General features: G+C 69.5%; 12 protein-coding genes. 6 read left to right on the top strand and 6 right to left on the bottom strand.

All coding sequences use genetic code 11. The features are described from left to right. Window positions 1-2: 2 nt before the first annotated feature. Both tal and tkt read right to left on the bottom strand, forming a co-directional pair. Window positions 3-1,121 (bottom strand): transaldolase, encoded by a 1,119-nt coding sequence (tal, locus tag RV986_RS39145; RefSeq protein WP_475921914.1) that lies wholly within the window; start codon window positions 1,119-1,121, stop codon window positions 3-5. A 34-nt stretch (window positions 1,122-1,155) separates the two neighbouring features. Continuing rightward, complete coding sequence (gene tkt, locus RV986_RS39150; RefSeq protein ID WP_475921915.1) at window positions 1,156-3,243, bottom strand: transketolase; 2,088 nt, start codon at window positions 3,241-3,243, stop codon at window positions 1,156-1,158. 380 nt (window positions 3,244-3,623) lie between these two features. Here tkt and RV986_RS39155 point away from each other — a divergent pair, with 380 nt between their 5' ends. From RV986_RS39155 to RV986_RS39170, 4 genes are all read left to right on the top strand, one after another. Next, window positions 3,624-4,577, top strand: coding sequence for a heme o synthase (locus RV986_RS39155; protein ID WP_475921916.1), 954 nt, complete (start codon window positions 3,624-3,626; stop codon window positions 4,575-4,577). 94 nt (window positions 4,578-4,671) lie between these two features. Continuing rightward, window positions 4,672-5,028 (top strand): hypothetical protein, encoded by a 357-nt coding sequence (locus tag RV986_RS39160; protein WP_475921917.1) that lies wholly within the window; start codon window positions 4,672-4,674, stop codon window positions 5,026-5,028. A gap of 95 nt (window positions 5,029-5,123) precedes the next feature. Next, window positions 5,124-6,230 carry an amidohydrolase family protein gene (locus RV986_RS39165; protein ID WP_475921918.1) on the top strand — a complete coding sequence of 369 codons (1,107 nt, stop codon included), beginning with the start codon at window positions 5,124-5,126 and terminating at the stop codon, window positions 6,228-6,230. Window positions 6,231-6,271: 41 nt separating this feature from the next. After that, window positions 6,272-7,021 (top strand): nucleotidyltransferase domain-containing protein, encoded by a 750-nt coding sequence (locus tag RV986_RS39170; protein ID WP_475921919.1) that lies wholly within the window; start codon window positions 6,272-6,274, stop codon window positions 7,019-7,021. A gap of 1 nt (window position 7,022) precedes the next feature. Here RV986_RS39170 and RV986_RS39175 read toward each other — a convergent pair whose 3' ends face one another. The 4 genes from RV986_RS39175 to RV986_RS39190 form a co-directional block, all read right to left on the bottom strand. Then, window positions 7,023-8,030 (bottom strand): COX15/CtaA family protein, encoded by a 1,008-nt coding sequence (locus tag RV986_RS39175; RefSeq protein WP_475921920.1) that lies wholly within the window; start codon window positions 8,028-8,030, stop codon window positions 7,023-7,025. Between the two features lie 99 nt (window positions 8,031-8,129). Then, a complete protein-coding gene (locus tag RV986_RS39180; RefSeq protein ID WP_475924598.1) occupies window positions 8,130-8,885 on the bottom strand; it encodes an ABC transporter permease in 756 nt (251 codons plus the stop codon). A 103-nt stretch (window positions 8,886-8,988) separates the two neighbouring features. Next, window positions 8,989-9,912 (bottom strand): ABC transporter ATP-binding protein, encoded by a 924-nt coding sequence (locus tag RV986_RS39185; protein WP_475921921.1) that lies wholly within the window; start codon window positions 9,910-9,912, stop codon window positions 8,989-8,991. Window positions 9,913-9,923: 11 nt separating this feature from the next. Next, window positions 9,924-10,775: an AAC(3) family N-acetyltransferase gene (locus tag RV986_RS39190; RefSeq protein ID WP_475921922.1), complete on the bottom strand. Its 852-nt coding sequence runs from the start codon at window positions 10,773-10,775 to the stop codon at window positions 9,924-9,926. 161 nt (window positions 10,776-10,936) lie between these two features. Between RV986_RS39190 and RV986_RS39195 the strand changes: the two genes are divergently transcribed. Together RV986_RS39195 and sufB are read left to right on the top strand one after the other, a co-directional pair. Next, the gene (locus tag RV986_RS39195) at window positions 10,937-11,707 is read left to right on the top strand and encodes a helix-turn-helix transcriptional regulator (protein WP_475921923.1); all 771 of its coding nucleotides are present in this window, start codon (window positions 10,937-10,939) and stop codon (window positions 11,705-11,707) included. Continuing rightward, on the top strand, window positions 11,704-13,128 hold the full coding sequence (gene sufB, locus RV986_RS39200) for a Fe-S cluster assembly protein SufB (protein WP_475921924.1): 1,425 nt from the start codon (window positions 11,704-11,706) through the stop codon (window positions 13,126-13,128). Before RV986_RS39195 ends, sufB begins: the two co-directional genes overlap by 4 nt. Window positions 13,129-13,188 lie beyond the last annotated feature (60 nt).

Genomic DNA, 13,188 nt, shown 5'->3' on the forward strand with positions numbered 1-13,188 from the left:
TTTCAGCCCTCCGAAGGGGCGAGGCGCTTGAGCTCCGCCTCTGTGGACTTGAGCAGGTCGTTCCAGGACGTCGCGAACTTCTCGACCCCCTCGTCCTCCAGGAGCTGGACCACGTCGTCGTACGAGATCCCGAGCTTCTCGACCGCGTCGAGTTCCGCGCGGGACTGCTCGTACGTACCGGCGATGGTGTTGCCGGTGATGTCGCCGTGGTCCTCGGCCGCCTGCAGGGTGGCCTCCGGCATGGTGTTCACCGTGTTCGGCGCCACCAGATCGTCGACGTACAGGGTGTCCTTGTACGCCGGGTCCTTGACACCGGTCGACGCCCACAGCGGGCGCTGCTTGTTCGCCTGCGCCCTGTCGAGGGCGGCCCAGCGGTCGGAGGAGAAGACCTCCTCGTACGCCTGGTAGGCGAGCCGGGCGTTGGCGAGCGCCGCCTTGCCGCGGGCGGCCTTGGCCTCGGGGGTGCCCAGGGCGTCCAGCCGCTTGTCGATCTCGGTGTCCACGCGGGACACGAAGAAGGACGCCACCGAGTGGATCTTGGAGAGGTCCAGGCCCGCGGCCTTGGCCTTCTCCAGTCCCGCCAGGTAGGCGTCCATGACCTCGCGGTAGCGCTCCAGCGAGAAGATCAGCGTGACGTTGACGCTGATGCCCCTGCCGATGACCTCGGTGATCGCGGGCAGGCCCGCCCTGGTCGCCGGGATCTTGATGAGTGTGTTGGGGCGGTCCACCAGCCAGGCCAGCTGCTTGGCCTCGGCGATGGTCGCGGTGGTGTTGTGGGCCAGGCGCGGGTCGACCTCGATGGAGACCCGGCCGTCCTGGCCCTGCGTCGCGTCGAAGACCGGGCGCAGGATGTCGGCGGCGTCACGGACGTCCGCCGTCGTGATCATGCGGATGGCCTCGTCGACGGTGACCTTGCGGGCGGCGAGTTCGGCGAGCTGCTGCTCGTAGCCGTCTCCGCTGCTGATCGCCTTCTGGAAGATCGACGGGTTGGTGGTGACGCCCACGACGTGCTGCTGGTCGATCAGTTCGGCAAGATTGCCGGACGTGATCCGCTTGCGCGACAGGTCGTCCAGCCAGATCGCGACGCCTTCCTCGGAGAGGCGCTTCAGTGCGTCTGTCATGGAAATTGCATCTCCTACGTGTCGTATATCGGCGTCAGCGCTGGGCTGCGGCGATCGATTCCCGGGCGGCGGATGCGACGTTCTCGGCAGTGAAACCGAATTCGCGGAAGAGGACCTTGCCGTCGGCCGAAGCACCGAAGTGCTCCAGCGAAACAATGCGTCCCGCGTCCCCGACGAACCGGTGCCAGGTCAGACCGATCCCGGCCTCGACCGAGACGCGTGCCTTCACCGACGGCGGCAGGACGCTGTCCCGGTACCCCTGGTCCTGCTCCTCGAACCACTCCACGCACGGCATGGAAACGACCCGCGTCGGGACGCCCGCGGCCTGGAGCTGCTCGCGCGCCTCGACGGCGACATGCACCTCGGAACCGGTGCCGATGAGGATGACCTCGGGCGTGCCGCCCTCGGCCTCGAACAGGACGTAACCGCCCTTCGCGGCGTCCTCGTTGCGCTCGTACGTCGGTACGCCCTGACGGGTCAGCACGAGGCCGTGCGGGGCGCCCTTGCCGAAGACCTTCGTGTAGCGCTTGAGGACCTCGCGCCAGGCGACCGCGGTCTCGTTGGCGTCCGCGGGCCGGACGACGTTGAGGCCGGGGATGGCGCGCAGCGCGGCGAGGTGCTCGACCGGCTGGTGGGTCGGGCCGTCCTCGCCGAGGCCGATGGAGTCGTGCGTCCACACGTATGTCACCGGCAGGTGCATCAGCGCGGACAGCCGTACGGCGTTGCGCATGTAGTCGGAGAACACCAGGAAGGTGCCGCCGTAGACGCGGGTGTTGCCGTGCAGGGTGATGCCGTTCATCTCCGCGGCCATGGAGTGCTCGCGGATGCCGAAGTGGATCGTGCGCCCGTACCGGTCGGCGCCCGGCAGCGGGTTGTCGGCCGGCAGGAACGAGGAGTTCTTGTCGATCGTGGTGTTGTTCGAGCCCGCGAGGTCGGCGGAGCCGCCCCACAGCTCGGGGATGACCGCGCCGAGGGCCTGGAGCACCTTGCCGGACGCGGCACGGGTGGCGAGACCCTTGCCCGTCTCGAACACCGGGAGCTTCTCCTCCCAGCCGGCCGGTAGTTCGCTCGCGGCGACCCGGTCGAACTCGGCGGCGTGCTCGGGCTGAGCGGTGCGCCACTCCTGGAAGCCCTTGTCCCACTCGGCCCTGGCCTCACGGCCGCGGTCGAGGGCCTTGCGGGTGTGCGCGAGAACCTCGTCCGCGACCTCGAAGGACTTCTCCGGGTCGAAGCCCAGGACGCGCTTGGTGGCCGCGACCTCGTCCTCGCCGAGCGCCGAGCCGTGCGCGGCCTCGGTGTTCTGCGCGTGGGGGGCGGGCCAGGCGATGATCGAGCGCATCGCGATGAACGACGGCTTGTCCGTCACCTTCTTCGCGGCCTGGATCGCGTTGTAGACGGCGTGCGGGTCGATGTCGCCGTCCGGCTTCGGGGCGACGCGCTGCACATGCCAGCCGTAGGCCTCGTAGCGCTTGACGGTGTCCTCGGAGACCGCGGTCTCCGTGTCGCCCTCGATCGAGATGTGGTTGTCGTCCCACAGCAGGACCAGATTGCCGAGCTTCTGGTGACCGGCCAGGGAGGACGCCTCGTGGGAGATGCCCTCCTGGAGGCAGCCGTCACCGGCGATCGCGTAGACGAAGTGGTCGAAGGGGGACTCGCCCTGCGCGGTGTCCGGGTCGAACAGACCGCGCTCGTAGCGGGCGGCCATCGCGAAGCCCACCGCGTTGGCGACACCCTGCCCGAGCGGGCCGGTGGTGGTCTCCACGCCGGGGGTGTGCCCGTACTCGGGGTGGCCCGGAGTGCGGGAGCCCCAGGTGCGGAAGGCCTCCAGGTCGTCCAGCTCCAGGCCGAACCCGGCCAGGTAGAGCTGGGTGTAGAGGGTCAGGGACGAGTGGCCCGCGGACAGCACGAAGCGGTCGCGTCCGGTCCAGTCGGGGTCCGCCGGGTCGTGCCGCATCACCTTCTGGAAGAGGGTGTACGCGGCAGGCGCCAGACTCATGGCCGTACCGGGATGGCCGTTGCCGACCTTCTGTACGGCATCGGCGGCCAGGACGCGGGCGGTGTCCACGGCCCGCTGGTCCAACTCGGTCCACTCGAGGTCTGTGGTGGTCGGCTTGGTGCTCACCCTGGGTCAGGGCTCCTCTCCACATGTTCCACATGTCGAATACCGGTGTACTGGGGCGCCCACCGGCCGTTGTCGAGCCTACCCCCGTAAGTACGCGCGTTTTTTCGAGTCATTCCAGACTGCCGGGACTCTCCGGGATCCGCCTCCCGACCGGTCCGATCCATGTTCGGCAACTGAATACGGAGCCGCTCGTAAGAGTGCTCAATCGAGTTTCCTCACGCCCGTTGCGCGAGCCTCCTCGCGCCCCTGGTGGGGCCACCCCCAACACGACCCCACCCCCGCGAAGGTCGGGGTATAGGCAACGTCTACAGTGGCGTGGTACGCGCGAGCCTTTACGGGGAGTTCACACCTGGGGGCTTGCTGGGAAGTCTCTGTCAGGGGTGTGCGTGACGGCCGTCGAATCCCGTCCAGCGGGGGTGCTCGGGACGAGCAGCCGCCCGAGCCACCGGCCGTTCGGGGCCCGTGTCAAGGCGTTCGTGGCGCTGACCAAGCCACGGATCATCGAACTGCTGCTGATCACCACCGTTCCGGTGATGTTCCTGGCGCAACAGGGTGTGCCCGACCTCAAACTGGTCCTGCTCACCTGCCTCGGCGGCTACCTGTCGGCGGGCGGTGCCAACGCGCTCAACATGTACATCGACCGTGACATCGACGCCCTGATGGAGCGCACCTCGCAGCGGCCGCTGGTCACCGGCATGGTCAGCCCGCGCGAGTGCCTGGCCTTCGGGATCTCGCTCGCGGTCGTCTCGACGCTGCTGTTCGGGCTGACCGTCAACTGGCTGTCCGCCTGGCTGTCACTCGGAGCGCTCCTCTTCTATGTCGTCGTCTATACGATGATCCTCAAGCGGCGTACCTCCCAGAACATCGTCTGGGGCGGTATCGCCGGCTGCCTCCCGGTACTCATCGGCTGGTCGGCCGTCACCAACTCGATGTCGTGGGCGCCGGTCGTCCTCTTCCTCGTGATGTTCTTCTGGACGCCGCCGCACTACTGGCCGCTGTCCATGAAGGTGAAGGACGACTACGCGCGCGTGGGCGTGCCGATGCTGCCGGTCGTCGCCTCCAACAAGGTGGTCGCCCGCCAGATCGTCATCTACAGCTGGGTGATGGTCGCGGTCTCACTGCTGCTCACCCCGCTCGGCTACACGGGCTGGTTCTACACCGTGGTCGCGCTCGGCGCGGGCGCGTTCTGGCTGTGGGAGGCGCACGGTCTGCAGAACCGCGCCAAGTCCGAGGTGACGGGTGGGAAGCTCAAGGAGATGCGGCTGTTCCACTGGTCGATCACCTATGTGTCGATCCTCTTCGTCGCGGTCGCGGTGGACCCCTTCCTGCGCTAGTACGGCTTCCCGGTCCCGGACGGGCGGGGTGCGTGGTCAAGGCCACGCACCCCGCCCGTCGCCGTTTGATCTACCCGTCGGTAGCATCCTGACCATGGCAGACACGCAGCAGGTTGACGAGACCACCGGCGCCGCCCGGGACGTCAAGGCCGAGCGCAGGGCGGCCAAGCTCGCCAAGCAGATCAACGCCTTCGCCAAGGAGCACGGCGGAGCCGAGGGACACGTCGAGTACATCGGGCGGCGCGGCGCCCGGATCGTGCTCGTCGGCGCGGACGGCGGCTGGGGCGACCTGGTGGCCCCCACCTACGCGATCGCCGAAGAGGCCGTGAAGAAGGCCGACCTCACTGTTCACGAAACGTTCGACGGCGAGTTCGCGGCCAGGGTCAGGACGGGCCCGTACGAGTGGAAGCGCATGGCGGGAATCCAGCTGGGCGCTCCGAGCAACGGCTGACCCGGTGGGGGGCAATACGGCCCCAAGCAACACCTGACGCCCGTCTCACCCGTTAGGACGTGCAGAACGCACGGTCCAGTCGCGGGGGAGTCCGGATGATCGAAATGCCGTCCCTGGTGGACCAGTACTGCCACGGCGTACTGAGGACGGAGCTGGGCCTCGGCACCTTCGAGGCCCACCTCGCCAGAACCGAGGGCCCACCGGCCCCCGGCACCACCTTCTTCGACACCCAGACCGGCTTCGCGGTACGCCGCTGGTGCCCGCCCCTGCTCGGTCTGGAGCCGCACTGCCCGCCCGCCCGCTATCTGGCCCGGCGCCGCGAACTGGGCGTCCTGGAAGCGGGCCGCAGGCTGTTGCGGGGCAGCGGCATCACCACGTATCTCGTCGACACGGGGCTGCCCGGCGATCTGACCGGGCCGAGCGAGATGGCCTCGGCGGGCGCCGCCCACGCCCACGAGGTCGTCCGTCTGGAACTGCTGGCCGAACAGGTCGCGGACACCTCGGGCACCGTCGAGTCCTTTCTCGCCAATCTCGCCGAGTCCGTCCACGGGGCCGCCGCGAACGCCGTCGCCTTCACCTCCGTCGCGGGCGGACGACACGGCCTGGCGCTCGCGCCCGAGCCCCCCGGGCCGGGAGAGGTGCGGGGCGCGGCGGGCCGCTGGCTCGCGGGCCGCCGGGTGGGCGGGACCCTCAGCGACCCCGTCCTGCTGCGCCACCTGCTGTGGATCGCGGTCGCCTCGGGCCTGCCCCTCCAACTCCACGCCGGCCTCGGCGAACCCGGCCTGCGCATCGACCGCACCGACCCGGTCCTGCTCACCGACTTCGCGCGCGCCACGGCCGGGCTCGGCACGGATCTCGTCCTCCTGCACGGCTACCCGTACCACCGCCACGCGGCGCACCTCGCCGGGGTGTTCCCGCATGTCTACGCCGACCTGGGGGCCGCACTCGTGCGTACGGGAGCCCGGGCGGTGGCCGTCCTCTCCGAGATCCTGGAACTGGCCCCCTTCGGCAAGCTCCTCTTCTCCAGCGGAGCCCACGGCCTGCCCGAGCTCCATGTGGTCGGCGCCCGCCTCTTCCGTGAGGCGCTCGCCCGGGTGTTCGGTGCCTGGGTCGCCGAGGGCGCCTGGTCGCTGGTGGACGCGCAACGGGTGGCGGGACTGATCGCGGCGGGCAACGCACGGCGGGTGTACGGCGTGGACTGAGCCCCTTCCCGCTGGGCGCCGGAGGGCTTCAGACTGTGCGGATGACCGCCTACGCCACTGCTCGACTCCTGGATCGATTCGCCGCCGAACTGTGTGCGCTCGCGCCGGTGGCCCTGTGGGCCCACGGTTCACTCGCCGGGGGCGACTACCAGGAGGGACGCAGCGATCTCGACCTGATTGCGGTCCTGGAGGGACCCGTTTCGCCGGCCACGGTCCGCCAGGGGGTGCGGCTGCACCGGCGGCTGCGCGCCGACGAACCGCTCGCCGAGAAGCTGCACTGCAGCTATCTGACCCCCGACACCATGGCCGACACCGAGCGGTCGTACGTCACCTGGGCCCACAACCATCCGCTGAGGCGCCCGGTCACCCCGGTCACCCGCCGCGAGCTGTACGCCTTCGGCCTGGTGCTGCGGGGCAAGCCGCCGGAGGATCTGCTGCCGCCCACTCCCGACCATGAGCTCGACGCCTTCGTCGTACGGGAGCAGAGGGAGTTCTGGCGGCCCGCGGTGCGCAAGGCCGCGCTCTGGGAGCGGGACATCTGGGTCGATCTGGGGATGGTGACCTTCGCCCGTGCGACCGTCACCCTCAGGGAGGGCCGTCTGATCCCCAAGCGGGAGGCACTGGAGCTGCTGCCGGAACTCGGCGCGCCGGTCGCCGTGGTCGAGGACATATGGCGACGGCGGTACGAGGATCCGGCGCCGCACACCGAGGAGTGGCTGCGACGCCGGGCCGAGCTGACGCGCGGCTATCTGGGCCCCGCGATCGACGACCTGGTGAGCACCTACGCGTGACTCACGCGCGCGTGAGCGCCGACTCCGTGGCGGGCCCCGGCAGATCCGCCACGGCCTCGGGCCGTTCGCGCAGCGACAGCAGGACGCGCAGGACGCCGATCCACACCAGGCAGGAGCCGAACATGTGGAGGCCGACCAGGGCCTCCGGGAGGTCGGTGAAGTACTGGACGTAACCGATGACGCCCTGGCCGAGAAGGATCAGGAACAGGTCGCGGGTGCGGTCCAGGGGGCCCTTGGGGGCGTCGACGGCCTTGAGGACGAACCACAGGGCGAACGTCAGCGTGACCACGATCCAGGCCAGCACGGCGTGCAGCTTGGCGACGTTCTCCCAGTTCACGTGCATGCGGTCGACCTCGCTCGAGTCGCCCGCGTGCGGGCCCGCGCCGGTGACCACCGTGCCGACCGCGATCAGCAGGACAGTGGCGACGACCAGGAACCACACGAGCTGCCGCACCGCCTTGCCGACCAGCGGGCGGGGCTGGGCGGAGCCCTCGCGGGTGCGCTGCCACATGACCGTCGCCACGGTGATGAGCACCGTGGAGAGCAGGAAGTGCGCGGCGACCGTGTAGGGGTTGAGGCCGACCAGGACGACGATGCCGCCGAGGACCGCGTTGCTCATGACGATCCAGAACTGCGCCCAGCCGAGCCGGGTGAGGTCGCGCCGCCACGGCTTCTCGGAACGCGCGGCGATGATCGCCCAGCCGACCGCCGCGCACAGCACGTAGGTCAGCATGCGGTTGGTGAACTCGATGGTGCCGTGGAAGTCCATCGCGCTGGTGGGGGTGAGCGAGCCGTTGGCGCACTCGGGCCAGGTGGGGCAGCCGAGGCCCGAACCGGTCAGCCGCACGGCGCCGCCGGTCACCACGATGACCACCGACATGACGAGCGCGGCAAGGGCCGCGCGTCGCACCGTCCGGGGGGTCGGGGTCCAGCGTTCGGCGATGAGGGCGAGCGGGTTGCGCGCGAAGGCTACGGCGTCGGCTCGGGTCACTTTTGGCACGGGCCCCATCGTAGGCGGCCGCTTGTGCACGCCTTCACGAGACCCCCGCACCCACGCAAATCGCCACCTCGACGGGTGCCCGCCGTACCGGCTCCCAGAGCCGCGGCGCTACTCCCAGCGGAAGAACCTGCCCGCGGCTGCCAGGCCCACGACCGCCCACACGGCCAGGATCCCGAGATCGCCCCACGGCATGCCCGCCCCGTGCTGGAGGACGTCCCGCAGTCCGTCCGAGAGCGCCGAGATCGGCAGCAGACCGAGCACGTCCTGGGCGCCGGAGGGGAACTTGTCCATCGGGACGATCACGCCGCCGCCCACGAGCAGCAGCAGGAAGACCAGGTTCGCGGCGGCCAGTGTCGCCTCCGCCTTCAGCGTGCCGGCCATCAGCAGGCCGAGGCCCGAGAAGGCGGCCGTACCGAGGATCAGCAGAAGCAGCACCGCTGGCGGGTTGCCGTGCGGCGACCAGCCCAGCGCGAAGGCGATCACCGTCAGCAGGACGACCTGGAGGACCTCCGTGACCAGCACGGACGCCGTCTTCGCGGTCATCAGGCCCCAGCGGGGCAGCGGGGAGGCGGCGAGCCGCTTCAGCACCCCGTACCGCCGCTCGAAGCCGGTGGCGATCGCCTGGCCGGTGAACGCCGTCGACATCACGGCGAGCGCGAGGATGCCGGGGGCCAGGAAGTCGACGGCCTCGCCCTTGCCGGTGTCGATGATGTCGACCGAACTGAACAGCACCAGCAGCAGCGTCGGGATGACGGCCGTCAGGAGGAGCTGCTCGCCGTTGCGCAGCAGCATCCTCGTCTCCAGGGCGGCCTGCGCGCGGATCATGCGGGGCAGCGGGGCCGCCCCCGGCTTCGGGGTGTACATGCCGGCGGTGGTCACGAACGCAGCTCCTTGCCGGTCAGCTCCAGGCTGTGTCTTCCCGGGGGGCAACCCCCGGACCCCCGGCCGAGATGCAATTGAGCCTCACTCATGAGCGCAACTCCTTGCCGGTCAGCTCCAGAAACACGTCTTCCAGGGTGTGGCGTTCGACCGAGATCTTCTCCGGCATCACGCCGTGCTGCGCGCACCAGGAGGTGACCGTCGCCAGCAGCTGTGGATCGATCTTGCCGCCGATCCGGTACGAGCCGGGTGTCAGCTCGGCCGCCGTGCAGTCGGCCGGCAGGGCCTTGAGCAGGGAGCCGACGTCGAGGCCCGGGCGGCCGGTGAAGCGCAGGGTGTTCTCGGCGCCGCCGCGGCACAGCTGCTCGGGGGAGCCCTGTGTGATGACCCTGCCCGCGTCGATGATCGCGACATCGTCGGCGAGCTGCTCGGCCTCGTCCATGTAGTGCGTGGTGAGGATCACCGAGACACCGTCGGCGCGCAGATCACGGACCAGGTCCCAGGTGGCGCGGCGGGCCTGCGGGTCGAGGCCCGCGGTCGGCTCGTCGAGGAAGACCAGCTCGGGGCGTCCGACCACGGCCATCGCGAGCGCGAGGCGCTGCTGCTGACCGCCCGACAGCCGCCGGTAGGTCGTACGGCCGCAGCTGTCGAGGCCGAGCCGTTCGATGAGCGTGGGCACGTCCAGCGGATGGGCGTGGAGCTTCGCCACGTGCCGGAGCATCTCGTCGGCCCGGGCGCCCGAGTAGACCCCGCCGGACTGGAGCATCACACCGATGCGGGAGTGCAGCTGCCCGGACTGTCGCACCGGGTCGAGGCCCAGGACGCGCACCGTGCCGGAGTCCGGCTTCCGGTACCCCTCGCAGGTCTCGACCGTGGTCGTCTTGCCCGCGCCGTTGGGGCCGAGTACGGCGGTGATGCCCGCCTCGGCCACCAGGTCCAGGCCGTCCACCGCGGTCTTCGTGCCGTACCGCTTCACCAGGGCCTGGACCTGGACCACGGGCTCGCTTCGCATGAGGAGCAAGTCTAAGGACGCCTCCGGGGCGCCCGGGAGCCGGGGGCCGCATCCAGGTACGGCTCACGGGGGCGATGCAGCGCGAGCCAGCGCGCCGCGTACGCCACCGCGTCGGCCACCGGGAACAGGCGTACGTCGGCCGCGCCCACCCGGCCCCGTACGACGGGACGGTCCCGCTCGAAGTCGGAGCCCAGTTCGTCGAAGCGGTCGGAGTCGACCGAGACCTCGGTGACGACCTCCCACCGGGTCGCCCCCTGCGGGGTCCGCACCGGGCGTCCCACCTCGACGAGGGGCGAGGATATGCGGTACTCGGCGAGGTGGAAGCTGGTGCAGGTGTCGTAGCCCGCGCCGAGCAGGAGCACCCGGGCGTCCAGGGCCTCCAGACGGGCCAGCGGGCTGCGCTCGCCGAGCCGGCAGTCGGGCGCGTGCTCCTCGACGATCTCCGCCGCGCGCGGGCCGAGAGCCGCGAAGGAGGTCTGCGGGTGCGCGCTGCGCAGGGCGCCGGGCCAGGTGCGGACGGTCTCCGGGATCACTCCGACCCCGCGCGAGGGCGTGACGAGGGGATCGTACGCGGGCATCGTCGCCCGGACGGTCGACCACCACTCCTCGGGCACGGGCGGATTGCTCCACAGCGCCGGGTCGGAGAGCTCGCCGGACTGGGTGGGGACGACCACGGTGCCGTCGGGGCCGAGCGCGTCGAGCAGTCCCTGGACCACGGCGACCGGGCCGCCGTTGACCCAGCCGAGGGAGCTCAGTGAGGAGTGCACCAGAAGCGTTTCGCCGGGCCGGACGCCGATCGAGTGAAGCTGGGTGGCGAGGGTGTCCCGCGTGACGAGTGGGCCGGTGGGAGGCGGTGTCGACATGGTTCGCGAGTCTTCCCGAGAGCCCGGCCGGAAGCCAGTGGATTGATCGATCAAAGATCGTTTCCGCAGGTCATCTTAGGTATACCTAAGTGACGTACGGCACCGTCCACCCCTCAGGACGCGGCTTGTCAGTCTCTGAGGAATTACGCAACAATGGCGTTGTGAAAAACGTTGGCGAGACTCGGGAGACCCCTGTGGGGGCCCCTCAGGAGGAACTCGCGACCGGGGAGCGGTCCACCCGCAACCGAGTCGCGCGGTCCATCCTGGACCACGGCCCCTCGACGGTGGCCGATCTCGCGGGACGGCTGGGACTCACCCAGGCCGCGGTGCGCCGTCATCTCGACGCCCTCGTCGCCGACGACGTCGTGGAAGCACGTGAGCAACGGGTCTACGGAGCGCGTACGCGCGGCCGTCCCGCCAAGGTGTTCGCCCTGACCGACTGCGGCCGGGACGCCTTCGACCAGTCCTACGACAAGCTCGCCGCGGACGCGCTGCGCTGGATCGCGGCCCGTGAGGGCGGGGGCGAGGCGGTCGCCGCCTTCGCCCGCGCCCGGATGGCCGCCCAGGCGGAGGCGTACCGCACGGCCGTCGAGGCCGCCGCGCCCGAAGAGCGCACGGAAGCGCTGGCCAAGGCCTTGAGCGTGGACGGGTACGCTGCTACGGCGCGTAGCGCACCGGTCGGCGAGCAGCTCTGCCAGCACCACTGTCCGGTCGCCCATGTCGCCGAGCAGTTCCCGCAGCTGTGCGAGGCGGAGACCGAGTTCTTCTCCCAGTTGCTCGGCACCCATGTGCAGCGGCTGGCCACCATCGCCCACGGCGATGGTGTGTGCACCACGTTCATCCCCAAGATTTCCAAGATTTCCAAGATTTCCGAATCCGATTTCCATGGCCTCAACGCATCTGCAAGCACCGCCGGGAGGAACCCCGCATGACGCTCCCCATCGAGGAGACTGCCCACCCCGAGCTCGAGGGTCTGGGTACGTACGAATACGGCTGGGCCGACTCCGACGTGGCCGGTGCCTCTGCCAAGCGAGGCATCAACGAGGACGTCGTCCGCGACATCTCCCAGAAGAAGTCCGAGCCGGAGTGGATGACCAAGCTCCGCCTCAAGGGCCTGCGCCTCTTCGAGAAGAAGCCGATGCCGAACTGGGGCTCGGACCTGTCGGGCATCGACTTCGACAACATCAAGTACTTCGTGCGCTCCACGGAGAAGCAGGCGGAGTCCTGGGAGGACCTGCCCGAGGACATCAAGAACACGTACGACAAGCTCGGCATCCCCGAGGCGGAGAAGCAGCGCCTCGTCGCCGGTGTCGCGGCCCAGTACGAGTCCGAGGTCGTCTACCACCAGATCCGTGAGGACCTGGAGGAGCAGGGCGTCATCTTCCTCGACACCGACACCGCCCTGAAGGAGCACCCGGAGCTCTTCAAGGAGTACTTCGGCACGGTCATCCCGGTCGGCGACAACAAGTTCGCGTCGCTGAACACCGCGGTGTGGTCCGGCGGGTCCTTCATCTACGTGCCGAAGGGCGTGCAGGTCGAGATTCCGCTCCAGGCCTACTTCCGTATCAACACGGAGAACATGGGCCAGTTCGAGCGGACGCTGATCATCGTCGACGAGGACGCCTACGTCCACTACGTCGAGGGTTGTACGGCGCCGATCTACAAGTCGGACTCCCTGCACTCCGCGGTGGTCGAGATCATCGTGAAGAAGGGCGCCCGCTGCCGCTACACGACCATCCAGAACTGGTCGAACAACGTCTACAACCTGGTCACCAAGCGCGCCGTGGCGTACGAGGGCGCGACCATGGAGTGGATCGACGGCAACATCGGCTCCAAGGTCACCATGAAGTACCCGGCCGTCTACCTGATGGGCGAGCACGCCAAGGGCGAGACCCTGTCCATCGCTTTCGCGGGCGAGGGCCAGCACCAGGACGCCGGCTCCAAGATGGTGCACATGGCGCCGAACACGTCGTCGAACATCGTGTCGAAGTCCGTGGCGCGTGGTGGCGGTCGTACGTCCTACCGCGGTCTGGTCGAGATCGGCGAGGGCGCCCACGGCTCCAAGTCGAACGTGCTGTGCGACGCGCTGCTCGTCGACACCATCTCCCGCTCCGACACGTACCCGTACGTCGACGTCCGTGAGGACGACGTGTCCATGGGCCACGAGGCGACCGTCTCCAAGGTCTCCGAGGACCAGCTCTTCTACCTGATGAGCCGTGGTCTGACGGAGTTCGAGGCGATGGCGATGATCGTGCGCGGCTTCGTCGAGCCGATCGCCAAGGAGCTGCCCATGGAGTACGCCCTTGAGCTCAACCGGCTGATCGAGCTGCAGATGGAAGGCGCGGTCGGCTAAGCCCCGGCCTCCGCAAGCAGCCAGCGAACTCCGACGTAGGAAAGAGAGCAGACCGACAGC

The sequence above is a fragment of the Streptomyces sp. RLA012 genome (genome assembly GCF_056270325.1).